The organism is Paenalcaligenes sp. Me131, assembly GCF_050487225.1.
Lineage (GTDB): Bacteria > Pseudomonadota > Gammaproteobacteria > Burkholderiales > Burkholderiaceae_B > Paenalcaligenes.
Genome location: NZ_JBKQGY010000002.1, coordinates 692,972 through 718,359, shown reverse-complemented (window position 1 = coordinate 718,359; position 25,388 = coordinate 692,972). Strand labels below are relative to the sequence as shown.

18 protein-coding genes are annotated in these 25,388 nt (G+C 52.3%); 13 read left to right on the top strand and 5 right to left on the bottom strand.

The genetic code is table 11. The annotated features are described in order from the left end of the window. Nucleotides 1–11: 11 nt before the first annotated feature. Both lptM and ACLPHM_RS11425 read right to left on the bottom strand, forming a co-directional pair. Nucleotides 12–164, bottom strand: a complete 153-nt coding sequence (gene lptM / locus ACLPHM_RS11430; protein WP_430221359.1) for an LPS translocon maturation chaperone LptM — start codon at nt 162–164, stop codon at nt 12–14. Between the two features lie 103 nt (nt 165–267). Next, nucleotides 268–2,694, bottom strand: coding sequence for a penicillin-binding protein 1A (locus tag ACLPHM_RS11425; RefSeq protein ID WP_430221358.1), 2,427 nt, complete (start codon nt 2,692–2,694; stop codon nt 268–270). A gap of 125 nt (nt 2,695–2,819) precedes the next feature. Here ACLPHM_RS11425 and ACLPHM_RS11420 point away from each other — a divergent pair, with 125 nt between their 5' ends. Genes ACLPHM_RS11420 through ACLPHM_RS11410 form a run of 3 tightly spaced genes read left to right on the top strand, consistent with a single transcriptional unit; the run spans nt 2,820 to nt 5,650 of the window. Next, on the top strand, nt 2,820–3,434 hold the full coding sequence (locus ACLPHM_RS11420) for a shikimate kinase (RefSeq protein WP_430221357.1): 615 nt from the start codon (nt 2,820–2,822) through the stop codon (nt 3,432–3,434). Further along, a complete protein-coding gene (aroB, locus tag ACLPHM_RS11415; RefSeq protein ID WP_430221356.1) occupies nt 3,431–4,504 on the top strand; it encodes a 3-dehydroquinate synthase in 1,074 nt (357 codons plus the stop codon). Before ACLPHM_RS11420 ends, aroB begins: the two co-directional genes overlap by 4 nt. Nucleotides 4,505–4,507: 3 nt before the next feature. Then, nucleotides 4,508–5,650, top strand: a complete 1,143-nt coding sequence (locus tag ACLPHM_RS11410; protein WP_430221400.1) for a deoxyguanosinetriphosphate triphosphohydrolase — start codon at nt 4,508–4,510, stop codon at nt 5,648–5,650. Nucleotides 5,651–5,661: 11 nt separating this feature from the next. Here the strand turns inward: ACLPHM_RS11410 and uvrA are convergent, their stop codons facing one another. After that, entirely contained in the window at nt 5,662–8,496 is a 2,835-nt protein-coding gene (uvrA, locus tag ACLPHM_RS11405) for an excinuclease ABC subunit UvrA (protein ID WP_430221355.1), read from the bottom strand. Nucleotides 8,497–8,610: 114 nt separating this feature from the next. On the opposite strand from uvrA, the gene ACLPHM_RS11400 reads away from it, so the two are divergent. From ACLPHM_RS11400 to ACLPHM_RS11355, 10 genes are all read left to right on the top strand, one after another. Further along, entirely contained in the window at nt 8,611–9,819 is a 1,209-nt protein-coding gene (locus ACLPHM_RS11400) for an MFS transporter (protein WP_430221354.1), read from the top strand. A 116-nt stretch (nt 9,820–9,935) separates the two neighbouring features. Beyond that, nucleotides 9,936–10,445: a single-stranded DNA-binding protein gene (ssb, locus tag ACLPHM_RS11395; RefSeq protein ID WP_430221353.1), complete on the top strand. Its 510-nt coding sequence runs from the start codon at nt 9,936–9,938 to the stop codon at nt 10,443–10,445. A 420-nt stretch (nt 10,446–10,865) separates the two neighbouring features. Then, a complete protein-coding gene (gene kdpA / locus ACLPHM_RS11390) occupies nt 10,866–12,575 on the top strand; it encodes a potassium-transporting ATPase subunit KdpA (protein WP_430221352.1) in 1,710 nt (569 codons plus the stop codon). 10 nt (nt 12,576–12,585) lie between these two features. After that, nucleotides 12,586–14,628, top strand: coding sequence for a potassium-transporting ATPase subunit KdpB (kdpB, locus tag ACLPHM_RS11385; protein ID WP_430221351.1), 2,043 nt, complete (start codon nt 12,586–12,588; stop codon nt 14,626–14,628). A gap of 10 nt (nt 14,629–14,638) precedes the next feature. Beyond that, nucleotides 14,639–15,262 carry a potassium-transporting ATPase subunit KdpC gene (gene kdpC, locus ACLPHM_RS11380; protein WP_430221350.1) on the top strand — a complete coding sequence of 208 codons (624 nt, stop codon included), beginning with the start codon at nt 14,639–14,641 and terminating at the stop codon, nt 15,260–15,262. A 57-nt stretch (nt 15,263–15,319) separates the two neighbouring features. Further along, nucleotides 15,320–18,034 (top strand): ATP-binding protein, encoded by a 2,715-nt coding sequence (locus tag ACLPHM_RS11375; protein ID WP_430221349.1) that lies wholly within the window; start codon nt 15,320–15,322, stop codon nt 18,032–18,034. Between the two features lies 1 nt (nt 18,035). After that, nucleotides 18,036–18,734: a response regulator gene (locus tag ACLPHM_RS11370; RefSeq protein WP_430221347.1), complete on the top strand. Its 699-nt coding sequence runs from the start codon at nt 18,036–18,038 to the stop codon at nt 18,732–18,734. A 74-nt stretch (nt 18,735–18,808) separates the two neighbouring features. Then, nucleotides 18,809–19,651, top strand: coding sequence for an SH3 domain-containing protein (locus ACLPHM_RS11365; protein ID WP_430221346.1), 843 nt, complete (start codon nt 18,809–18,811; stop codon nt 19,649–19,651). 2 nt (nt 19,652–19,653) lie between these two features. Continuing rightward, nucleotides 19,654–21,816 carry a hypothetical protein gene (locus ACLPHM_RS11360; protein WP_430221345.1) on the top strand — a complete coding sequence of 721 codons (2,163 nt, stop codon included), beginning with the start codon at nt 19,654–19,656 and terminating at the stop codon, nt 21,814–21,816. A gap of 9 nt (nt 21,817–21,825) precedes the next feature. Then, entirely contained in the window at nt 21,826–22,791 is a 966-nt protein-coding gene (locus tag ACLPHM_RS11355; protein ID WP_430221344.1) for a hypothetical protein, read from the top strand. 482 nt (nt 22,792–23,273) lie between these two features. On the opposite strand, the gene ACLPHM_RS11350 is transcribed toward ACLPHM_RS11355, so the two are convergent. Continuing rightward, complete coding sequence (locus ACLPHM_RS11350) at nt 23,274–24,371, bottom strand: DNA glycosylase AlkZ-like family protein (protein ID WP_430221343.1); 1,098 nt, start codon at nt 24,369–24,371, stop codon at nt 23,274–23,276. A gap of 3 nt (nt 24,372–24,374) precedes the next feature. Continuing rightward, nucleotides 24,375–25,184, bottom strand: a complete 810-nt coding sequence (locus ACLPHM_RS11345; RefSeq protein WP_430221342.1) for an IclR family transcriptional regulator — start codon at nt 25,182–25,184, stop codon at nt 24,375–24,377. Between the last annotated feature and the right edge of the window lie 204 nt (nt 25,185–25,388).

Here is a 25,388-nt window from a genome sequence, read left to right as displayed (position 1 = left end):
CAGTAACTGGGTCAGGCAGTAGGTGCAGCGTTAGTGTTGAGGCTAGTCGCTGCAGCTTGTTCGGGTAACACGAGGGGGCCTTTATAGCCACAGCCTCCAAGTACGACACTTGCACCCACTAAAAGGAGAAGCACCGCACGTTTAGGTGAGAGTTTTGGCTGCATGGTGTGGTATGAACAGTGTTAAGTTTGAAGTATGACAGCCTGTGTGTAGACGTCAAACCTCCAGACAACAATGGTGCCATCAGGCACCATTGTGTGTTGTTAATTACGGCTGAGCAAAGGTTTGCGGACTGTCGTCATAGACGTTGTCATCGTTTTGCAGGCCTTGTAGCAACGAGTTGATACCATCGTCAGGCACATCAGAAACGAAGTTGTCCATGGCGCTAGACAAGCCCACGCGCTCAATGGCTACCCCAGGCGGGAATTCGCTGTAGTAGTAATCCCCATTGGTTTTAGTCAGACCGCTAGGCATTGGGCCTAATGGCACGTTGGGTTTACCCGCCAGCGCTTCGCGCATGAAATTGATCCAGATAGGCATGGAGATCCCGCCACCCGTCTCACCAGAGCCTAGTGATTGCGGACGGTCAAAGCCCATCCAAGCAATGCTGACTAGATCCGGTGTGTAACCCGCAAACCAGGCATCCAACGAGTTGTTGGTGGTACCGGTTTTACCGCCAATGTCATTGCGTTTGAGTGTGGCTGAAGCACGGGCACCTGTACCCGATGTGGCTACACCGCGCAGCATGTCGTTCATGACATAGGCGGTACGTGGGTCTATAACTTGTGCTTTGGAATCGCCAGCGACTACGGGTTTGGCGCGCATAACCACTTGGTCATTGCTGTCAGTCACGTAATCAATCAGGTAAGGCTGTACTTTGTAGCCGCCATTTGCGAATACTGAGTACGCACCTGCCAATTGCAATGGCGTTACGCTACCGGCACCCAATGCCAACGGCAATACGGCAGGGTTACGTTCACGATCAAAACCAAAGCGGGTGATGTAATCCTGAACATATTGTGGGCCCACCGCTTGCATAATGCGGATAGAAACCATGTTCTTGGATTTGTACAAACCTTGACGCATGGTCAGCATAGGTTCGTAGCGGCCACCATAGTTTTTAGGATTCCACGCTCTGGAACCCGTTTGTTCGCGGGTGAGCTGGAACGGGGTATCTGCAATCTGTGTGCCAGGTGTTAAGCCTTTTTCTAGCGATGAGGCATAGATAAATGGCTTAAAGGCAGAACCAGGTTGACGCCATGCTTGGGTCACACGGTTGAACTTACCATCAGCAAAGTGGAAGCCACCGACCATGGCTTGAATCGCACCATCTTGAGGGCGGATTGCAACCAGTGCGGCTTGTACGGCAGGCATGTTCACGACTTCCCAAGACTCAGGGTTCTTGAACAGGTACACCACAGAGCCACGGCTTAGGCGTTGGCCTTCAGCAGCATTGGGAACTAGCGCGCGCGCTACAATACCCAGAGCACGTTTGTCGGTAATGTCGATGATGTTATCGGCACTACGGGCAACGGTGAGTTTGGTTGGGCTAGCCGACAACACCACACCAGTGAGTAGATCGCCGGTGTCAGGGTAGTTACGTTGTACGTCGTCCAGAATGTCGTTCAGTGCATCAGCATCTTGCTCAATACCCTCTGCCAAGCTGACTTGACCTTCAGGGCCTGGGAAAGGCTTTCTGCGGGTGTAGTTCAGAATGCCGTCACGTACGCTCAAGTACGCGGCTTCTTGGTCTTTGGAATTGATGGTGGTGTAGATATTGAAACCACGGCTGTAGATGTTGTCTTGGTACACGTTGTACAGCAGTTGGCGTGCCAATTCAGCGGCGTATTCACCGTGAATCGCGTAACCACCGGCTGGTGTGCCTAGTGCCGAGCGGATTTCAATTTTCTGTGCACGAGCAGTGTCGTATTCGTCTTGTGTGATGTAACCCAAATCCAGCATACGACGCAGCACACCCTGTTGTTGACGGGTAGATTCTGCGAAGTTAGTGATGGGGTTGTAGCGAGAAGGCGCACGCTGAATACCGGCTAACATGGCGGCCTCAGCCAGTGTGACTTCTGTCAGGCTTTTACCGAAGTACGTACGCGATGCAGCAGGGAAACCGTAAGAACGATGCCCCAGATAAATCTGGTTCATGTACAGATCGAGAATCTGGTCTTTGGTCAGCGTGGCTTCAATCTTGAACGTCAGCAACAGTTCGTAGAACTTACGTGTGTACGTTTTCTCGGACGATAGATAGAAGTTACGCGCCAGCTGCATGGTGATGGTACTGGCACCCTGCGACTTGCGCATGCTGACCATATTCATGATCGCAGCACGAGCAACCCCGCGCAGATCAATACCACCGTGCTGATAGAAACGATCGTCTTCAGCAGCCAGCAAGGCCGATTTCATGACGTCGGGGATTTCGTTGAACGGCATCACATTGCGCCGTTCTTCACCGAACTCACCAATCAACACCTTGTCTGCGGTATAAATGCGCAAGGGGATACGAGGACGATAATCTGTCATGGCTGTGAGGTCAGGCAGGTTAGGCCATGCCAAGGCAAGCGCTAGCACAACCAGCAGCACGCCACTGACGGCCAAGCCAGTCAGTACCACGATAGATTTCACGATGAACCGGCGTAGCCAGGATCCGGAACGTTTAGTAGAAGTTTGGGCGGAAGAACTCATTGCGGGTGATTTTTAGGCCCTAGGAACAGAATGTAGAGCGTGTGTACCAGTTTACTGTGTTAACAGACGCCATAAAACTCGGATAGTGTACTTTTTTTTGGGTGCGCTAATGGGATAATACACAAATGACAGACTCTTTACCCACAGAACTCATGCAAATTGACCCTTTACCCCCTTTGGGGGAAAGAGAACTGCAACATTTACGGCAACCCAATCAACGCCCTATTTTTCTGGTCGGTATGATGGGTGCTGGTAAAACAACTATAGGCAAACAACTGGCTCGCAGCCTGAATCGCAGTTTCACAGATTTGGATCACGAACTGGAAGCACGCTGCGGAGTACGCATCGCAGATATCTTTGACATAGAAGGTGAAGAAGGGTTCCGCAGACGTGAAGCAGCAGCACTAGACGCTTGCACTCGGTTACCAGGTATTGTGTTGGCAACGGGCGGGGGCGCCATTTTGTTGCCTGAAAACCGCAATTTTCTGAAACAGCGTGGCTTGGTTGTGTATTTGCGAGCGAGCGCAGAAGAACTTTTTAAGCGCGTTGCCAAAGATAAAAGTCGTCCTTTGTTGCAAACTCCGAATCCGCGCCAACGTTTGACAGAATTATTGGCTAAACGTGAGCCTATGTACGCCGAAGTGGCAGACATCGTGTTTGATACTGGAAGTGCGCCCATTTCTACAGCTGTGCGCGATTTGGCTGCTGAATTACTGAATAAATGTGAGGTCAAACAATGAGAGTAGTATCGGTGCAGACGCCTAGCGGCTCTTACCCCATACAGATTGCAGCGGGGCGTTTAGCCAAGTTGGCAGAAAGCATCCCTGCGGATGTGACCCGTATTGCGTTGATCAGCAATCCTACGGTGATGGGGTTGTACGGCGAGCAAGTGTTGGACGCCTTGAATCAAACCGGCAAACCGGTGCTAGAGGTGTCTATCCCAGATGGCGAAGCCTATAAAGACTGGAATACGCTGAACAGCATTTTTGACCGCTTATTGGGTGAGCGATTGGATCGCAAGGCGCTGATTGTGGCATTAGGCGGTGGCGTGGTGGGTGATATTGCTGGTTTTGCTGCTGCTTGCTTTATGCGTGGCATTCGCTTTATTCAAGTGCCCACAACCTTGTTGGCTCAGGTGGATTCCTCGGTAGGTGGTAAAACCGCTGTGAATCACCCCTTGGGTAAAAACATGATTGGTGCGTTCTACCAGCCTATAGCGGTTGAAGTAGACATCAATGTGCTGCAAAGCCTGCCAGACCGTGAAATTGCGGCGGGATTGGCAGAGGTGATCAAGTATGGCCTAATTGTAGATGAAGGCTTTTTCCAGTGGTGCGAGCAAAATGTAGAAGCACTGGTGAAGCGTGACCCAGACGCACTGGCGTATGCGGTGCAGCGTTCTTGCGAAGTGAAGGCCGAAGTGGTCTCTGCTGATGAGCGTGAGTCAGGGCTACGTGCTTTGCTGAATCTGGGTCATACCTTTGGGCATGCGATTGAGTCCGGTTTGGGCTACGGTAAGTGGCTGCACGGCGAAGCAGTAGGGTGCGGCATGATTATGGCTGCCGAGCTATCGGTGGCGTGTTGCGGCTTTCCTGCCGAAAAAGTGCAGCGCGTACGAGAGCTGGTGAAGAACATTGGTTGCCCCACTGTTCCTCCCTCTTGGCCTGCTGAGCGCTGGATCGAGTTGATGGGTATAGATAAAAAAGCCGAAGGCGGGCAACTGCGCTTTGTGCTGATGTCCGACATTGGTAAGAGTCATGTACAGGCCGTAGAGCCAGAGAAAGTGGCGGCGGTCTTGGAAGGTTTCAAATAACCGATAAATAAGGGGATCGTTATGGTGTCACTGGCCGTTTATGCATGTTTTCCAGAACATAGCCGAGGTAGACGCCACCCAGAAGATGGGCCGGAACGGCGTAATGAGTTTCAACGAGACCGTGATCGCATCATCCATTGCCAAGCGTTTAGGCGGCTGGAGTACAAAACGCAGGTTTTCATTAATCATGAAGGAGACCTGTTCCGTACCCGCCTCACGCACAGTATTGAAGTCGCACAAATTGCCCGCTCATTGGCAAGAAATCTACAGGTGCATGAAGACCTGGTAGAGGCGATTTCACTGGCGCACGATCTGGGACACACCCCTTTCGGGCATGCAGGCCAAGAAGAGCTTAACGCCTGCATGCGCGAGCTAGTACCGCAAGCAGGTGGCTTTGAGCACAACCTGCAAAGTCTGCGCATTGTCGACACTCTAGAAGAACGCTATGCCGCCTTTGATGGCCTGAATCTGTGCTTTGAAACCCGTGAGGGCATCTTGAAGCACTGTAATTTGCGTCATGCACATTTGTTGGGCGATGTGGGCGAGCGTTTTTTACTGCGTAGACAGCCCTCCTTAGAGGCGCAGGTGACCAATCTGGCCGACGAAATTGCCTATAACAATCACGATATTGATGATGGTCTGCGCTCAAAGTTGATCACACTAGAGCAACTGTGCGAAGTGCCTATTTTCTTCCAGCACTATGTGGCCGCGCGCCAAATGTACCCCTCTGTGTCGCAAAAGCGCTTGGTGGCTGAGACCATACGCACCATGATCAATACCTTTGTGCAAGATTTGACGCTGACGACGCAGCAGAATCTGGAGATGGCTAGGCCAGGTAGCGTAGACGAATTACGCCAAGCCGGGAAAATGGCAGCATTTTCGATGGAAATGCGGGTAGAAGCCGATCATTTGAAGAAATTCTTGCGCGAGAACCTCTACCGCCACCCACAAGTGCTGCGCATGATGAGCAAAGCACGTCGTATTATTCGTGAGTTGTTTGTGGCGTATATGGAAGATCCACGCTTGCTGACAGCCGAGCACCGACGTGAAAGCCCGCAAGCACAAGCCCGTGCGATTGCAGACTACATTGCTGGTATGACAGACCGCTACGCGATCCGTGAGCACCAGCAACTGTTTCACATGTAATGGTTAAGCGTTTAGGCAGGCACTGTGAGTAGTGCCTGCAAATAATGCCCAGTATGGCTTTCGGGGGTGGATGCAATCACCTCAGGCGTGCCTTGTGCGACGATCTGGCCGCCTGCAGCACCGCCTTCTGGCCCCATATCAATGACCCAATCGGCTGTTTTGATGACGTCTAGATTGTGCTCAATAATCACCACCGTATTGCCCGCATCCACCAGCTTATTCAATACATCCAGCAGTAGCGCGATGTCTTGGAAGTGCAGCCCAGTCGTGGGTTCATCCAATATGTAGAAGGTACGACCTGTGCTGCGTCGGGATAACTCCAGCGCCAGTTTCACACGTTGGGCTTCACCGCCCGATAGGGTGGTCGCACTTTGGCCTAAACGCAGGTACGACAGGCCCACATCCATCAAGGTGTCTAGTTTACGGGCAATGGCAGGCACAGCACCAAAGAAAGTCAGTGCTTGATCAACAGTCAGGTCTAGCACTTCGCTGATGTTTTTGCCGCGGTACTGAATGTCCAAGGTTTCGCGGTTGTAGCGTTTACCGTGACAAATATCGCAAGGTACGTAGATATCGGGCAGAAAGTGCATTTCTACCTTCATCACGCCGTCACCCTGGCACGCTTCGCAACGGCCACCTTTGACGTTAAACGAGAAACGACCTGGGTCGTAGCCACGCGCACGCGCTTCAGGAACGCCTGCAAACAGTTCACGAATGGTGGTGAACAGACCGGTGTAGGTGGCGGGGTTACTGCGTGGTGTGCGACCAATAGGGCTTTGGTCTACGTTAATCACTTTGTCGAAGTGTTCCAGCCCTTCCAAACCTAGGTAAGGGGCTGGTTCTGTTTGCGCGCGGTGATAATGCTGTGACAGCGCCGTCGCCAACGTATCGTTGATCAGCGTAGATTTACCCGAGCCAGACACGCCACTGATACACACAAACCGGCCGGCAGGAATATGCAGATCTACCGATTTTAGGTTGTTGCCACTGGCGCCGCGCAATACCAATTCAGGCATATCCGGCGTGACAGGGCGGCGCGCGGGGATAGCAATGCGCTTCTGGCCGCTTAGGTATTGTCCGGTAAGGGACTTGGGTGACTGCAAAATAACGTCTGGTGTGCCTGCAGCGACGATGTGACCACCGTGTTCACCGGCGCCGGGGCCCATATCCACGATGAAGTCAGCTTGGCGGATCATGTCTTCGTCATGCTCCACCACAATTACGCTATTACCCAGATCGCGCAAACGCTTGAGAGTATCAATCAAGCGATCGTTGTCGCGTTGGTGCAAACCAATGGATGGCTCATCCAGTACGTACATCACGCCGGTTAAGCCCGAACCAATTTGGCTGGCCAAACGAATGCGTTGCGATTCACCGCCAGAGATGGTGTCGGCGCTGCGGTCTAACGATAGGTAATTCAACCCCACGTTATTCAGGAACTGCAGTCGCGCCAAAATTTCTTGCACGATGCGTTCAGCGATTTCTTTTTTAGCGCCACTCAATTGCAACGCACCAAACCAGTGCTGGCAGTCGGCCAACGACATAGCTTCGACTTCGTAGATAGCGCGCGGGTCATTCTCGCCCAGCAGTACGTTACGAGCTTCGGTGCGTAGACGGGAGCCATGACACGACGGGCACTGTTGGGTGCGACGCAGCTTAGACAGCTCTTCACGCACGGCAGGCGAGTCGGTCTCGCGCCAACGGCGTTCTAAATTCGGGATTACGCCTTCAAACGCGTGGCGTTTGACGGTGGTTTTGCCTTTCTCATTTAAGTACAAGAAGGCGATTTCTTCGTTATTCGACCCGTACAAAATGCATTGGCGTATGGCTTCAGGCAGTTCTTCGAACGGAGTGTCCAGATCGAAGTCATAGTGAGCCGCTAAGCTAGTTAGCAGAGTGTGGGTAAAGGCATTACGTTTATCCCAACCGCTGATAGCTCCGCTTGCTAAGCTTAGGTCAGGAAACGCGACCACGCGTTGGGGATCAAAAAAGTCCACCAAACCTAAACCGCTGCAATCTGGGCAAGCACCCGCAGGGTTGTTAAAGCTGAATAAGCGTGGCTCTAACTCGTTTAGCTGGTAATCACACAACGGGCAGGCGTAGTGGTTACTGAACTGTAGTTCGTCTGAGGTATCTAGATTCAGAACGGTAACGCGGCCTTGGGATAACTCTAGGGCCGTGTCAAAACTTTCAGCCAATCGCTGTGCGCTGTCGGGTTTGACGCGCAAGCGGTCTACTACCACCTCTACCAGCGCAGAGCTGTCGGGGGCAGGGGCTTGAATGTCTTCAATAGCACCCATTTCACCGTTGACACGCAAACGCACAAAACCTTGGGCTTGCAGAGCACGACGTTGTTGTTCGAATTCGTCATGCGTTGCGCGCAATACCGGCGCCAAAATCGCAATACGCGTTTCTTCAGGCAACGCCAGTGTTTGGTCCACCATTTGGCTGACATTTTGCATTTGCAGCGGCAAGTGGTGTTCTGGACAATGAGGAGTGCCAGTACGAGCGTACAATAGGCGCAAATAATCGTGTATTTCGGTGGTAGTACCAACCGTAGAACGCGGATTGTGTCCGGCTGCTTTTTGCTCGATGGAGATCGCAGGGGATAAGCCTTCAATCAAATCAACATCAGGCTTGTCCATCAGTTGTAGAAATTGTCTGGCGTAGGCCGACAAGCTTTCTACATAGCGACGCTGGCCCTCCGCATACAACGTATCAAATGCCAAGGAAGACTTGCCTGAGCCGGACAAACCGGTAATCACCACCAGTTCATGGCGGGGCAAATCTACTGACAGGTTTTTGAGGTTATGCGTGCGCGCACCTCGGATACGTATTGCGTCCATCGTCGTGGGTCTAGGGCTTTAAAAGGGTAACTTGTTACTATAGCCTGTTAGGCCATTTTTGTGCCAAAAGTCTGGCATAGCACTGCACAAAGAAGTGTAAGAATAGAGTGTTGCATGAGTCATACAGAAAATAAAAAAATGGGTAGTCGCCCTGAGCGCTTAAGTTTGACCCCACAGGAACGTCGTACCAGCACCATGTTGGCGTGGTTGTTTGCCACACGCATGTTGGGATTGTTCTTGCTAACGCCTGTGTTTGCCGTCGCGGCAAGCAGTTTGGTGGGCGGGCAAGATGCCATGAAAGTGGGGATAGCCTTGGGGGCGTATGGGCTAACGCAAGCCCTTATGCAAATCCCGCTAGGCATGGCGTCGGATCGTTTTGGTCGCCGACCCGTGATCGTGGCGGGCATGCTGCTCTTTATCGTGGGGGGCATAGTCTGTGCGCTGTCCGAGAGCGTAGACGGCATCATTGTGGGTAGGGTACTGCAAGGGTTGGGTGCGGTGTCTGCCGCCATTACCGCTTGGGTAGCTGATGCGACACGCCCCGAGGTACGTACCCGAGCCATGGCGATGGTGGGGGCGTCGATTGGGTTGTCCTTTGCCTTGTCTCTGGTCTTGTCGCCTGTGTTGGTTGGGCAGTTCGGGTTATCAGGTTTATTCTGGGCAATCAGTATCTTGGGCTTTATCTGTATGTTGCTGGCAGCCTTTGTGGTGCCAGCGGCCGAGCAAGTCATCCCTGTACTGCAATCCGCCAAAGCCAGCGATGTGCTGTCAGACCGTAACCTGCTGCGCCTGAACTACGGTGTGTTTGTCTTGCACGCCATCTTGATGATGATGTTTATGGTGGTGCCAGGTTTGCTGGAGCAAACCGGCGGCTTACAGACAGCAACGTTGTGGAAAGTGTATTTACCGGTGATTCTGGTATCTTTCCTGTTTATGGTTCCGGTGGTGTTTTACACTGAAACGCGTAAGTGCCATCAAGCCATTCTGATGAAGATGGTGTTGTTGTTGGCATTGGTATTGTTAGTCATGCCTGTGGTGATCCACCACTTCTGGGGGCTGATGGCATTACTGGTGCTGTTTTTTGTCGCATTTAACGTGTTGGAAGCATTGCAACCTTCGTTGGTGTCGCGTCAGGCACCGGCTGAATATAAAGGCTTGGCACTAGGCTTTTACAACATGTCGCAGTCGTTAGGCGTATTTGGTGGTGGTGTAGTGGGCGGTATATTGGCTGCTCAACAAGGCCCCCAAATCGTATTGTGGTTAGGCGCCGCATTGGCCATCTCATGGTTGGTGCTGGGGCGTGGTCTGCAAACACCAGACTAAATAACAGATAGCAGGCCGCACGACTATGGCCATCCGTAAATATATGGTGTGGCATGGTCTAAGTGGGGACGATCGTAGATAATACGGGTTATAGATTTTTTGAACAGGATACAGTCATGGCATCGGTAAACAAGGTAATTTTGGTGGGCAACTTGGGTCGTGATCCCGAAGTACGTTATGGCGCAGAAGGCAATGCCATTTGCAACATCTCTATTGCCACTACCTCAAACTGGAAAGATCGAAACAGCGGCGAACGCCGTGAGGAAACCGAGTGGCACCGTGTGGTGTTTTACAACCGCCTGGCTGAAATCGCTGGCGAGTACCTGAAAAAAGGCCGTTCGGTTTACGTAGAAGGCCGTCTGCGCACACGCAAATGGCAAGGCCAAGACGGTAAAGATAACTACACCACTGAAATCATCGCTGACCAAATGCAAATGCTAGGTGGTCGTGATGGTGGTGGCGATGCTGATTTCGGTGGCGGTGACTACAGCGCTCCCCGTGCACCACAACAACAGCAACAACGTGCTGCGGCTCCTCAACAAGCCCCACGTCAGCAGCAAGCTGCGAACCCATACCAAGCTCCTGTGGATAACTTGGCTGATATGGATGACGATATTCCGTTCTAAGGTTTCGTCACCATCGCGCAGTACACAACGCCCAGCCGACTATGTCGCGCTGGGCTTTTTTTCGCAATTTATCAGCGGCAGTCTGTCAGAGGTGAATGTGTCTGGAAGGTTTTTAGCTACCCATTGAGTGAGCATTGTGACAGCACAATGCCGAGGGTGTGGCTGGGCAAGGTCGTTAATCCAGCCGCGTTAAGCCATCAAAATTTACGCAGAAGTTACGATCAGAAAAAAGGGGGCTGATTACTATTTGTGCATGGCAATTTCGCCATTCTGAAGCGAAAAGAACATGCGCCTTATATTTTCTACAAACCGAATAGGTGCCATCGCAGGTTGCGGTGGTGCATGGGTCGTTGTGCTACCGGCTAACGGGTATGCTCAGGCGACTCACTGCCCAGCTCTACGCGCGAGTGGAGGCAAATCATGACCGAATTTCTTCTGGTATTTGCCTTAGCCATTTCATTGGGTTGGCCGCTAGGTCGGTATTTGGCAGCGGTGATGCGTGGGGAGCCAATGCGTAGCGATGCGCTGTTTAGTTGGTTAGAGCGCCCCTTGTACGCACTGATAGGCACAAATCCCAAACGAGGGATGAGCTGGCGTGGTTACGCCGCTGCCTTTGTGTTGAGCAACGTGGTACTGGCCATCATTGTGTGGGTCATGTTGATGACGCAAGCGTGGTTACCGCTTAATCCCAATGATGCTCCCAATATGAGCTGGGATTTGGCACTGCACACCATGGTTTCCTTCTTAACCAATACCAACCAACAGCATTATGCGGGTCAGGCGCAGCTTTCGTACTTGAGCCATATGATGGGCATCATTGCATTGCAAGTCATCACGCCCATGATGGGGCTAGCCTTAGTGGCGGCAACATTGCGTGGGTTGTTTGGCGGGCGTAATGCCGAAGCACGTAAAGCGGACGCGCATAGCCACGAGCCTGTAGATATGGGTAATTACTGGGCTGACGTGATTCGCCCTACCTTCCGTTTCATGTTGCCGCTGTGTTTGGTGTGGTCGGTGTTGCTGACCAGTCAGGGTGTGCCGGCGACCTTTGAGGGTGGGCCAGTCGTCGCGCCGCTAGATAGCACCGTAGAAATGACAGAGCAGAAGATCCCATTGGGTCCGGTGGCTCCCATGGTGGCGATCAAACAGTTGGGTACTAATGGTGGTGGGTGGTATGGCCCAAACAGCACGGTGCCGTTAGAGAACCCTACACCGCTGTCTAACTTTCTCGAGACGCTGGCATTAATTTTGGTGCCGGTATCGGTGGTGTTCATGATTGGCCCTTTTACTGGCCGCAGAAAGTTTGCCGCCTTTGTGTTTGGGACGATGGTGTTGATGTCGCTGGTATCAGCAGGTGCGGCACTATGGTCCGAGGGCTATTCATCCACCAGCACCGATATAGCGTTGATGGAAGGTAAAGAGGTGCGGTTGGGTGCAGAGCCTTCGGCACTGTGGACGGCATTGACTACACAAACCTCAAACGGCTCGGTTAACTCTATGCATGACTCGGCGGCACCATTGACCGGTTTAGTCGCGCTAAGTGACATGCTCATTAACTCAATTTGGGGCGGGATTGGTAGCGGTTTACAGCAGTTCCTCGTGTATTTGATGTTGGGTGTGTTTTTAGCGGGGCTGATGACGGGCCGTACCCCAGAACTCTTTGGGCGCAAGATTGAAGCACCTGAAATTAAGTTGCTTGGTGTGTTGCTGCTGTGGCATCCCTTGGTGCTCTTAACATTGACCGCCATAACACTGTCGTTTCCCAGTTTGGCGGGTACGACCAACCCCGGCTTTCACGCCATTAGCCAAGTGTTTTACGAGTATGTGTCTGCCTTTGCCAATAACGGTTCTGGGTTTGAAGGCTTAAGCGATGGTTCAGTGTGGTGGAACACAACGTGTAGTTTCATGCTGGCGGCAGGGCGTTATCCGGCTTTTATTATTCCTTTGGCCATTGCTGCGATGTTGGCACGTAAACGTCAGTCGCCAGAAAGTAACGGCAGCCTGCAAATCGAAACACCGACGTTCTCGTTGACCTTGGTGGCTGTGATTGTGGTGCTGACATTGCTGCAATTTATGCCCGTGTTAGTGCTTGGCCCTGTGGCTGACCATTTGACTCTGATCGCTCGCTGAGGATTACATCATGAGCAATACAACCTCTCAACAACACACTAGCGCTGCGTCGTCACAGCAGGCATTGCAGAGTTTTGTCTCTACGTTAGGCGCGGCGTTTATTAAGTTGGCCCCGCATCACATTATTCAAAACCCGGTGATGGCAGTGGTATGGCTAGGCACAGTACTAACTGCCGTTGCCACCATGGCAGGGTGGGCGCAGCCTGGTTTTGGCTGGTCGGTAACGTTGATCTTATTGGTGACAGTGCTCTGCGGTAATTATGCCGAAGCCGTCGCCGAGTCTAGGGGACGAGGTCAGGCCGCCTCATTGCGTCGTACACGTCAAAACCTGATGGCAAGGAAAGTCGATGCATGTGGCAACGAGCAGCTTATTCCTGCCTCTGAGTTGCATGCCGGTGACGTTGTGGTCGTGGAAGCAGGGCAGCAGATACCCGCCGACGGTGAGGTAATCGAGGGTTTAGCAACGGTGAATGAAGCGGCGGTGACCGGTGAATCGGCCCCCGTGTTGCGTGAGGCCGGTACGGATCGTTCAGGGGTGATAGGCGGTACCAAAGTGTTGTCGGATCGCATTGTGGTGCGTATCACCGCTGAACCTGGCCATAGTTTCCTAGACCGGATGATTGCGTTGGTGGAAGGTGCTAATAGGCAAAAAACGCCTAACGAAGTGGCCTTGGGTTTGCTGTTGGGAGTAATGACCATTACCTTTTTGATTGTCGTGACTACCTTGCCATTCATCGGTGCATTTGTAGGCATAGAAATCAATATCGTGTTGCTGGTCGCGCTGTTGGTGTGCCTGATTCCTACGACTATTGGCGGTTTGTTGCCAGCCATTGGTATTGCGGGGATGAATCGAGCCCTACAGGCCAATGTATTGGCGAAATCTGGTAAAGCAGTAGAGGTGGCAGGCGATGTAGACGTGCTGTTATTGGATAAAACAGGCACGATCACCTATGGCGATAGGCAAGCCACAGCCTTTCATCCGTTATCGGGCGTGGGTATTTCGCAGTTGAGCCATGCGGCGTTAATGGCCTCCTTGGCTGACCCCACTCCAGAAGGGAAGTCCATCGTTCAGTTGGCGCAAGGCGAAAACGGCGAGCAGATGAAACCCGTAGGTGCGACTTTCGTCCCTTTTTCGGCGCAGTCCCGCATGTCGGGTGTAGACCTGCCTAATGGTCACATCATTCGCAAGGGGGCTATAGATGCCATTACTCAACACGTGCGGCAATTGGGTGGTGCTATTACGTCTGAGCTGGAAGAAAAAGTCACCAAAGTGGCGCGTAAAGGGGCAACCCCATTAGTAGTGTGTGACGGTAAGTTTGTGCTGGGCGTTATTGAGCTATCGGACGTGATCAAACACGGTATTAAGGAACGATTCGCTCGCTTGCGTGAGATGGGTATTAAAACGGTGATGATCACCGGAGATAACCCACTCACGGCGGCCAGTATCGCTGCAGAAGCAGGGGTGGATGATTACATTGCCGAGGCCAGACCAGAAGACAAGTTGGCACGTATACGAGCCGAGCAGGCGGGTGGGCGTTTAGTGGCGATGGTGGGCGATGGCACCAATGATGCCCCTGCTTTGGCACAGGCCGATATAGGGCTAGCCATGAATTCGGGCACTCAGGCGGCAAAAGAGGCCGGCAATATGGTGGATTTAGATAGTGACCCTACGAAGTTGTTGTCAGTAGTGGAAATTGGTAAGCAGCAGCTCATTACACGGGGTGCTTTGACCACCTTTTCGCTGGCAAATGACATCTCCAAGTATTTTGCGATTTTGCCAGCGCTATTTGCTGCCGCCATTCCGCAAATGGCCGTACTGAATGTCATGAATTTGGCTAGCCCAACCAGTGCCATATTGTCGGCGCTGATTTTTAATGCGCTGATCATTCCGTTGTTGATTCCGTTGGCCTTGCGAGGGGTGCGTTTTAAACCCTCCAGTGCGACGCAACTGTTGCGCAACAATATGCTGGTGTATGGCGTGGGTGGTGTGGTATTGCCGTTTATTGCGATTAAGGCAATTGATGTGGCGATTACGTATTTGTTTGTGGTGTAAGGGGTAGAGTATGTTGAGTAAAAACACATCAGTAGTAGCAGATACACAGCAGTCGCTGCCGCCCTCTGATAAAGGGGTAGTACGTGGTGCACTCGGTTTAGCTGCCATTGCGTTGGTAGGCGTTGGTTTGATCTATCCACTGGCTGCTGTGGGTGTGGGGCAACTCGCATTTCCTGACACGGCAAACGGCAGTTTGGTGATGCAAGGCGGGAAGATAGTGGGCTCATCGCTAGTGGCGCAGCCTTTTGAGGATGCGCGTTATTTCCAGTCCCGGGCATCGGCCGCAGAATATGACACGATGGCGCTGTCTGGGAGTAATCTAGCTCGTACAAACCCAGAGTTAAGACAACGCATTGCTGAGACAACCACAGCAGTTGCACAGCGGGAAGGTGTGGATCCAGCCTTGATACCTAGTGATATGGTGACGCAATCCGGTGGAGGTATTGATCCGCACATTAGTCCGTTGTCGGCCGCAATACAGGTCAAGCGTGTGGCGCAAGCGCGTGGTGTTGAGCCTAGTGTGGTTGAGGCTTTGGTTGCACAGCATACCGCCGGTAAGCAATTGGGTGTATTGGGGCAACCGCGCGTTAATGTGTTGGAACTGAATGTGGCCTTGGATGCGCTGTCGCACTAGTGCTGACAACCTAAAAGTCCGTATTTCAAACGTCGTATTGTGAGGATTAGCCTTGTTATGGGAACAGAACAGGCAGATGCCATTCTAGGAGAGCTTCAACGGCAGCATGCCGGGCGCTTAACCGTCTTTTTGGGGGCGGCGCCTGGTGTGGGTAAAACCTATGCCATGTTGTTGCGTGCGCATGAACTGCACCGACAAGGTGTGGATGTGACCATAGGCATTGTCGAGACACATGGGCGTAGCGAGACTCAAGCGATGACCGAAGGGCTGCCTTTATTGCCACGTAAGACAGTGGAATACCAAGGGCGACAGCTAGAAGAGATGGACCTAGACGGGATTCTCAGCCGTAAGCCCGCCATTGTTCTGGTGGATGAACTGGCCCATCGGAACGTACCCGGTAGTCGCCACGAAAGACGGTGGCAGGATGTAGTGGAGCTGCTGGATGCGGGCATTGATGTATACACCACGGTGAATATTCAGCACTTGGAAAGTGTGAATGATGTGGTGCATCAAATCACCGGTATACGTGTGAGTGAAACCGTGCCCGATGCCGTATTTGATAGGCTGCGTGACATACGGCTCATCGATTTGCCGGCTCAAGAACTTATTGAACGGTTGAATCAGGGCAAAGTGTATTTGCCTGAGCAAGCGGCACAGGCATTACAAGCCTTTTTCTCCCCAGCCAACCTGACTGCATTGCGAGAGCTGGCGATGCAAACCGTTGCTGAGTATGTGGATGCCGACCTGAGAGAGAAAAGGGCAGCCCGAGGTTTAGAGGGCGTTTCTATCCAATGCCAAGTGTTGATTGCTATTGATGGTCGCGGGCAATCGGAGTATTTGGTTAGGGCCGGAGCACGAATTGCTGAGCGTCGCGGGGTACCGTGGGCAGTGGTGACAGTGGAAACCGGACGTTCGGCAGATGCGTCTACAACTCATGCGCGTATGGCGTCTATGTTTAGTAAACGTATGCACATAGAGCGGCAGCGGCTACTAGAAATCGATAAAGCCTTTGCCTTAGCGCGTAGCTTGGGTGGTGAAGCCGAGGTACTGCACAACACCGATGTGACGCAGGCGTTATTGGATATGGCCGCCACACGCGGCGTGAAATCTATAGTGATTGGGCGTACCCGCGAGCGACCTATTGCACGTATGTTTAATCGCACGTTAACGCAGCAATTGTTGCTGCGTGGTGCGCATTACGAACTGACCATCGTGAGTACGCCGCTAGTGTCGCAACGAGAATCACAGTGGTCAGATTTGAGCCAAGCGGAGTTTCCCAAGCAAGAACTGGGGCTGATTCTGTTAGCTAGCGTGGGGGCGATTGTCACGGCTGCCGTGGCAGAACGTGTCTTGGGCTTGCAAGATCTCTCCATGGTCTTTCTGGTGGCGGTGATGCTGGTCGCTTCGCGCGCACGCATGACGTCCTCGGTGATTACCGCTGTACTGTGTTTTGTTGCGTATAACTTCTTTTTTATTGAGCCGCGTTACACCCTGCTGATTAGTGCGCATCGTGGGTTGGTGTCGGTACTGCTGTTCCTAGCCGCAGCGCTGATTGCAGGGCGGTTGGCATCACGATTGCGGATGCAGGTCATGGCGCTGCGCGCGGCGAATGCACATGCAACGGCAATGCAAAGCTTAGGGCGTAAGCTGGCTAAAGCGGCTGATCTGGGGCAGGTGATTGCGGCAGGCACGTCGGTGTTGCAAACCTCGCTACATGTGCAAGCGTGGATGCGTATTCAGACAGAGCATGGTCCTAAAACGCTGGTGGGGCAGTTGTCCGAGAAAGACATGATGGCGGCAGACTGGACGCAGCAACACGGCCAAGCCAGTGGACGGTACACCGATACGTTGACGCAATCTGCCTGGTGGTTTTTGCCTATACGTTCTAGTGAGCTAAATGTAGGGGTGATCGCACTGAAGTTTCCTGCCGAGATGGAACGCTTGTCGTTTGAGCAGCGACGCTTAGCGGAAAGTATGGCAGACGATATTGCGCAAGCAGCACTGCGTACAAGGCTAGTGTCAGAGCTTGAAGTGGCAAGAGTCACCAGTGAAACAGAGCGCTTACGATCCGCCTTACTGTCCAGCGTGTCTCATGATTTACGTTCACCATTGTCTTCCATGATTGGTGCGGCGGACAGTCTGACCCGCTATGGCAAAGACATGAGTGCAGCAGACCGTAGCAGTTTGCTGGAAACCATCAGCGTAGAAGGGGAGCGTTTAGACCGCTATATTCAAAACTTGTTGGATATGACGCGATTGGGGCAGCATGGCTTGTCACTCAGCCGAGACTGGATAGGTGTTGATGAGTTAGTGGGCTCTGCCGTACGCCGATTACAGCGTTACGAACCTAAGGTGCTGGTGAGCACGAATATTGCTGCTGGCGTGGGTTTTATACACGTACATCCGGCGTTAATCGAGCAGGCAATCTTTAATGTGATGGAGAATGCCGCAAAATTCTCCCCCGAAGCTGTGCCCATTACGCTGAGTGTTGCGCTGGTGGATGATAAGACCGTACAGATTGATGTTGCTGATCAAGGCCCCGGTATTCCAGAGGATGAGCGTAGTCGCATCTTCGATATGTTTTACAGCGTAGAGCGGGGCGACAGAGGGCAACAAGGTACAGGGCTGGGGTTGACCATTGTGCAGGGCATCGTGGGTGCGCACATGGGTAAAGTAGAAGCATTGTTAGGGCCAAACGGGCGGGGCACATGCATACGTTTAAGCTTGCCAGTCGGCGAACAACCCCCTAGCCATGAATTTGAGGATGACTAATATGTTGGATTCTGCGCCTGCTGCACGCGTGCTGATCATTGATGACGAGCCGCATATACGCAAGCTCATTGATATCAGCTTGCGGTCACAGGGCTATGCAACACTGCTGGCTGAAAATGGTCATGAAGGCTTAAGTCTATTGGCTGGTAAGGGTGCTGACATCGTGGTGCTGGATTTAGGCCTACCCGATAAAGATGGGCAAGAGGTGCTGCGTGAGCTACGCCAATGGTCACGCGTTCCGGTAATCATTTTGACAGTGCGCTCTGATGAGACAGAAAAGGTCGCTTTATTGGATGCTGGTGCCAATGATTATGTGACCAAACCCTTTGGCATTGAAGAACTCATGGCCCGTATACGTGCTTTTTTGCGTGTAGCAGAGATACGCAGTCCTACAGGGCCTATTTATGACGATGGCAACTTATATATTGATGTGAGCCAGCGCGAGGTTCAGCTACGTGGGGACGTGGTGCCGCTCACGCGTAAAGAGTTTGCGCTATTGGTTTTACTGGTAGAACAGGCTGGTAGATTGATTGCGCAAACGCAAATACTCAAAGAACTGTGGGGGCCTACTCATGAAGAAGATGCCCACTATTTGCGCATACTAGTAGGAAAGCTGAGGCACAAATTGGGCGATGAAGCCGCGAATCCCCGCTACATTATGACGGAGCCCGGTGTAGGCCTTAGGTTCATAGGAAAGTGAACCGCCATTCTGCACATGGTAGAATTTTGGTCTTTAGTGGCTAAAAATACGACTATTCAGGGCGGAAGAGAATCATGGCTTTATCCAAAAAGCTGGTCGTCGCAACGCTAATTGGTGCGTTGGGCGTATCGGGTTGCGCCAACATGGGCGAGTGGGGCAGTAAGCAAACTTGGGGCACAGTGATTGGTACTGTAGGTGGTGCATTAGTAGGTAGTCAGATAGGCGGTGGTAGCGGGCGCACCATCGCTATTATTTTGGGTGCGTTGGCCGGTGGCGCACTCGGTAACTGGATTGGTGACAACCTTGATGAGCGCGATCGCGAGGCCTTGGCGGCCAGTACGCAGCAGTCGCTAGAAACGGGTAGAGCCGTCAATTGGGAATCCGATCACAGTGGTGCATCGGCGATGATTCGTCCTGTAGCGAGTACAACCGTGACGCAAGAAGCGCAGGTGAAACGCGCGCCAGTGATTGCTAAAGCCGAGAATCTGGCCGTGTTGAACCAGTCTTACCACGCCTTGCGTTCGGTGAACTTGCGCGCAGCACCTGATACGAAAGCAGACAAAGTGGGTGGTTTCCAAGCAGGTCAAACCTTTACCGCTTTGGGTAAAACCCCGAATAACTGGATTGCCGTGGGCCGTAAAGGTGTATTGGTGGGCTATGTGCATGCGCCGTTGACGGCTCCTGTGACGGTAGCCAAAGCCGATCAAGCCACTGACTTAGACAGCATTACCGTGGCGCAAGCAGGGCAGCAAGGCTTTGATCTGGATACGTTTGAGCCTGCTAGTCCAGTGACGGAAACAGTAGCGGTACAAACTACATGTCGCACCATGAACTACGAGCTGAAAACCGAGAAGGGTACGGAAAGCAAAACGGTGGATGCGTGTCAGTCTGTTGATGGCGCTTGGCAAATAGGATAATCATGTTCAAACAACGATTGATGAGTGCTGCTATCGTGGCAGTGGGGGCGGGGCTGTATGCGTCTAGCGCAGCTGCTGAAGATTTCCGTTTGGCGTATTCCAAAGCTGAAGATATTGAGATCTTTGTAGAGAATGCGTCGGCCGATAACTGGTGCAAACCAGAACTGGCATTGAGAGCGGTGTACGGCGCATCGGGCGATACCGAAGCATTGGGGCGTTTGCTGCCTAAACTGGGGGCGCTATTTGCCCAGCAATGTCCTCAGGCGCAAAGTGCGACGTGGCGTGCAATCAATAACCAAGGCACACAAGTAGCGGATGGTATCAGCCAAGGCGCTACGGGTTGGGCGTTGCTGCTACAAACGGCAGAAGCGCCTGAAGCGCCAGTAGTACAGGCGGCTGAACCTGAGGCGACAGAAACTCCTGAGTCAACTACGGCGGCACCTACCGAAGCGGTAGAAGACAGTACGTCTACATCGGATACTACCGCTGTGGTTGATGCGCCTGCCACTCCTACTGTCGCAGCACCCAAAGTAGCGGCAGACGGGGCTAAGCCCGAAGCAGCATCCACTGCTGCTGACACTACACCGGAGGCTGCGCCAGTAGCGACCAGCGCAACAGAACCTACACCGGAAGCGGCAACTCCTGCTGCGCCCGAGATTCAACCTGAGGTAAAACCTGCGATTGTTGAGTCTGAGCCTGTAGAGATCAACAAAGACAAGGCCGCCGCTACGCCTGCTAAGGCTGCAGAAGCTAGACCTGAGGCAGCTGCTACAGCGGCACCTGTTGAAAAAACAGAGCCTGACACAGTCGCAGACACCACCGTAGCAACAGAAGCGGTAGTCACCCCAACAGTGGGTTTGGCTGAGTTTGCAGTGGGCGATTGGGAAGTGCCTACGGCAGCGCAGCGTACTGAGTTGTCTGCTTTCTTGAGTACCTTAAAAGACCAGAATGGTTGCAAACTGGTATCCCAGTTTGATTTGGGTACAGATGCGGCGTATTTGAATCTGGTAACAGAGGGCGTGAGCTGCAATGCTGAAGGTTATGCACAAGGCAAAGGCAGATTGACGCTAGAACGCTCGGACGGCGCACAGATCATGCGCACGGGCGACCTGTGGTTCAGCAACGGTTTGATTTTTAATAAGCCAGTACAAGGGCTGAAGCCAGCAGATTTGGTGGCATTTAACGGCAATAATACGGGTTGGTTTGGTGTTGCGAGTGATGCCGATACGGGTAGCCATTACTTGTTGAAAGCCTCATTGGGCCAATTCCGAGGGGGTATTGGTGCGTGGCAAATTGGGCCAGAAGTGGCTGTGCTCACACCCAAAACAGAATCCTTCCGTCAGGCAGTACAAATTCGCCAAGAAGTAGACAAAGCGTTGGACCGTTTAGCGTTGGTTATGCCGAATGCAACGGACGTGCGCTTGGTGTTTAGCGATATGCCACAAGGGATATGGAATAACAATGCCGCAGAGTTGTTGTACAGCGTGAGTGCATCGCGTCGCTATAACTACCGTACTGGCCAGCCTCAAGGTGATTGGCAGTACAACTTGCAGCATGCACAAAACTATTTGTTCCAACGAGAAGCGCGCGCTGCTGAGCAGAAGCGTTACGAGGAAGAACGTATAGAGCGTGAACGCCAGAATCAGTTGCGTCAGCAAGCCCGTATAGAGCGCAATAACCTGAGCCATTATCAGCGTTTGCAAGAGCGTGTAGAGGCTGAGGGCAAGGAAGCATTGCTGCCTATGTTGGAAGAAGACATACAGTACCGAGCTGCTTCAGGTGCACACGCTTATGCACGTTTGGTGGCGGGGCAATCGGATGACTTCGCCCGTATTGTGCGCGTCGATGGTTCTAAAAAGGATGATGCGACCGTAGATTGGCCGTACCCCATGCGCCTCGTTGGGCAGTCTGATCTGAAGAAGGGGTGGTACTGGGTTAAGGGTACACGTTCTTTGGATGCCGGTATTTTGGATGGTGACGACTTACCGATGACGATGGTGCAGTTGGGTTCAACACCCGTTCAACAGTGCGAGAAAGAAGGTTGTGCTGAGTTGCTGGAACCACTAGCGGTGATACGTATGCAATTGGGTAATCCTGACTGGACTCCAGAAGCAGCACAAGCCGTGATAGACAGTGCGCCCGACGGTGGCGGCCTTTTTTGGTAAGGGATGACAATGGATAAGCAAAAAATGAAGTGGATTATCCCTGCCGCCGTTGCAGGGGTAGCAGTGGTGTGGTGGGGGGCGTCTAGCTACGCCAGCAGTAAAGCTGAAGCGTCTTTACACAAAAAGCTGGCAGCAATGGGCATGCAAGACCAAGTGCATTGGGCGGATCTTAGTGCTTCGCCGTTTGGTACAGTGACCTTGAAAGATGTGACCGTCACTATGTCGCCGCGTGATCAGTTGCAAGCCAAGGAAGTGCAAATTAGCGATGTGATTGAAGATGCCAAACGTCAGCGCATTGCCCTGTCGGTGAAAGGCTTGGTACTGCCTGATGGTAAGTCACACTCCATGATGGGTAACAGCTTAGGCTTGGCCTCTGGGCGGGCAGAGTTGCCTCCTATGGATGTGGTGCTGAAAGCAGATGTACGTTTTGATGATAACCAGGCAGACATTGCGCTGTCGGTAGAGCAAAAAGACATGGCTGACCTGGATTTCAAGGTGAGCATGACGGAAGTTGGGGCATTGCAAAGCTTAGCGAATGGGCAGTTACCCGCCGATGCCATGATGGGCTTTGGCATTATGGGGCCGCTGCAGATGTTGTCACGCATCAGCATTAAAGAGCTGGATATCAAGGTCAAAGATAGAGGCATGATGGAGCGTGGTATTGCTTTGTACAAGCGCTATAACCTGCCTGTGCAGGTAGGCGAGGGCAGTGCAAAATCGCAGCGTGAAAAAGCCTTTGAAAAAGAGGCGGAAGAAATGACGCTTCAGTGTCGTGAAGAGAGCTTTGCTCTGATGACACAAGACCCCGAAGCGGCATGTAAAGCGATAGTGCGTTTTGCCACCGGCGATAAAAGCACGTTGCGCATTACGATGGACCCTAAAACACCCGTGTCCATTGAGCGTATAGCCAGTGCGTTTGTAGGTAGACCTAATCCGTCTGTGACCTCTGCATTGAATGCAGAAATCCGGTCATAAGGCCTAGGCACCAATAAAAAAAGGGGATCACTTGATCCCCTTTTTTGCCCTCATAGGGTTTTATATTAAACAGAGCAGTAAAGACTTTAGGGGAGTCTAGCGAAAATGACGTTCGATAAGGAGGGTATTACAACGTTTCGCTAGGTTTCCAAAGAACCAAATTTTCACACCTAGCGCACCAATAATTGTAAACATGACGGTTCCGATCCATGTCAGCCCATGTTGGTTGGTGAGGTCTATGAGTGTTGGTAGAATTTTGTAGACAGCTAGCACCCAATACCCAGCAATGAGAAATGAACTTGCTCCCAGTAGCGCTAATATCCAGTCGCTCATTTCGTGAAATTCTTTTCTTGGGCGTGACTGAAATTTGTGGAATAGGCGTTTAAAGAGTTGCATAGATGTTTACCTCCTCGTTCGGTAGAAAAGAACATACAAACACTTAGTCCATGTGTAGAGTACATGATAGGTCGCTGCACTCTCAATTAGCGTGGAATGAGGAATAGTCTTAGACGCGCGATTTCCTCGTCTAGCGCATTCCTAAAGGCAGCATCCGTTGGGGCTTCGCCCGCGACATAACCAAAGGTGGTCTCTACCTTGCCAGCATTGACCGACACATTAGCCCAACCTATAACGTGGTCACGCCAGAGCATGGGTAATGCGTAATAACCCAGTTGGCGTTGGGCTGGCGGCGTATAGGCTTCGAATTTATATGCCCAATTCCACAGCAGACTGAATCGGCGTCTATCCCAGACGATGGGGTCAAAGGGGGCGAGCAGTCGCAGTTGGTTATCCACAGTATGACGGCGCGAGGATGGGTTTTCATCCGCTGGCCAGTACCAGGTAATGCCATCAATACGGCAACTTGCTAGGTTGTCGCGTGCGAGTTTTAAGGCGATTTGGGTTTGTTCTGCCAGATGTGGGGCACCATAGCTGAGTAGTCGCACTAAATAAGTGAGGCTGGCTGCGGGCAGCGGTGCGTATTTGCGTACCACTAATTCTATTAAGGCGGCAGCTCGTCTGGCACAGCCTGCAGGTGTATCGTCCGCAGGCGGGTATGAGGCCATTTCATAAATGCGTATGCCTTTGTCGCGTTGCTTTACCCGTAACAGCCCGCGGTAATGTAAGCCGTCTAGCAAGCGCGAACTGGCATTACTGGAGCCGCCCCAGCCATTCATGACACGACCGTGTTTGAAATGTTGCTCCACATCGCGTGGGTGTGTAGCCCCGTGTTCACGTACAAAGGCTAAAACATTGTCGGCTTTGCGCTGTGTATCGGCATCCCAGATTTTTTTTGCTTGGCGCGGATGCATCAGAGTCACGTGCTCACGGGGCATAAAGCCGTAGTTCACCAAGCAATCTTCGTCTATGGACAGGCGTGGATAACGCTGTTCTAGGTCTCCAGCTCGGTAGTCTTTGACGCGGTGGCGTAGCGTCAGGTCTTGCGCACGCGCGGGTGCACGAATGGGATCGGCTTGCACAAAGCCTAGCCGCCGGATGGCAGCAGGCAAGGTGGTGGGTGTAAATAAGGTGCGTGCAATGGCGTAGCGGCGCAGATCGGCGAGGCTAGTGTCTGCGCGCATGGGTTACACCGCAGAGGGTGAAGGGCTGTGGTACCCCAACAGTTGAGATAACTCGGTCGCGGCGCTGCGCACCGTGTTGACCAACTGTGAGGTGTTCAGTTTGCCAGAGCGTAAATAACTCACCGGAATCGTCACCCCCAGCACAGCGACAATGTGGCCGTGCTTGTTGCGTACCGCCACAGCAGCGCTGCCTACCTCTGGTTCGAAATAGCCTTCATCGTAGCCATAACCGCGCTCTACGTCTTGACGTATCAGCTCGTAGAGCATAGCGGTGTTAGAGGGCGTGCGTTCTGAGAATTTGGGCAGCGTATCGTCGGGGTATAGCGCCAACAAATCTGCTGGTTTCATATCACTTAATAGCACGCGTCCCAATAGCGTGGCGTGCAAGGGTAAGCGTGTGCCCACATGCACCGTACTGACAAAAGGCGTGGGGGCAGCGACTTTGCTAATCACCACCACGCTGTGTTCATCTTGTATGGCTAAGTTGCACGATAACCCCGTTTCATCGCGTACCCGTTCCAGAATGGGCGTACCCAGTTCGGTGAGCTCCAGCGACGCCAGATACTCAAAACCCAAACGCAAAATGGCCATGCCCAATTTGTAGGCGTGGCCACCTTCTACGCGTTGCACAAACCCCATGCTTTCCAGTGTGGCCAACAGCCTGAAGGTAGTGGTGCGAGGTAGATCTAGTCTTTTTGCGAGCTCTGGAGCCGTTAGGGTTTGCTCATTACGGTTGAATTCAAATAACAAACGCAGGCCGCGTTCCAGTCCTGGAACTGTGTAGTTTTGTTGTGCCGGCAAAGTTGTACTCATAAGGTCTCTTCGATGTTGGTCACAGCAGTTTGTTTGATGTGACTAAGTATAAGAGGGGGGACGAAATTGTGACAGATAGCGATTCAGATCGCACCAGTAATTGATGCCTAAAGGGTTTCTACTCATTTATTTGAAAGTTTAAATGATTTTATACTTCGTGTTCCTAATATAAAACATGGTTTCGCTAGTGGAACAAAAAGGAAT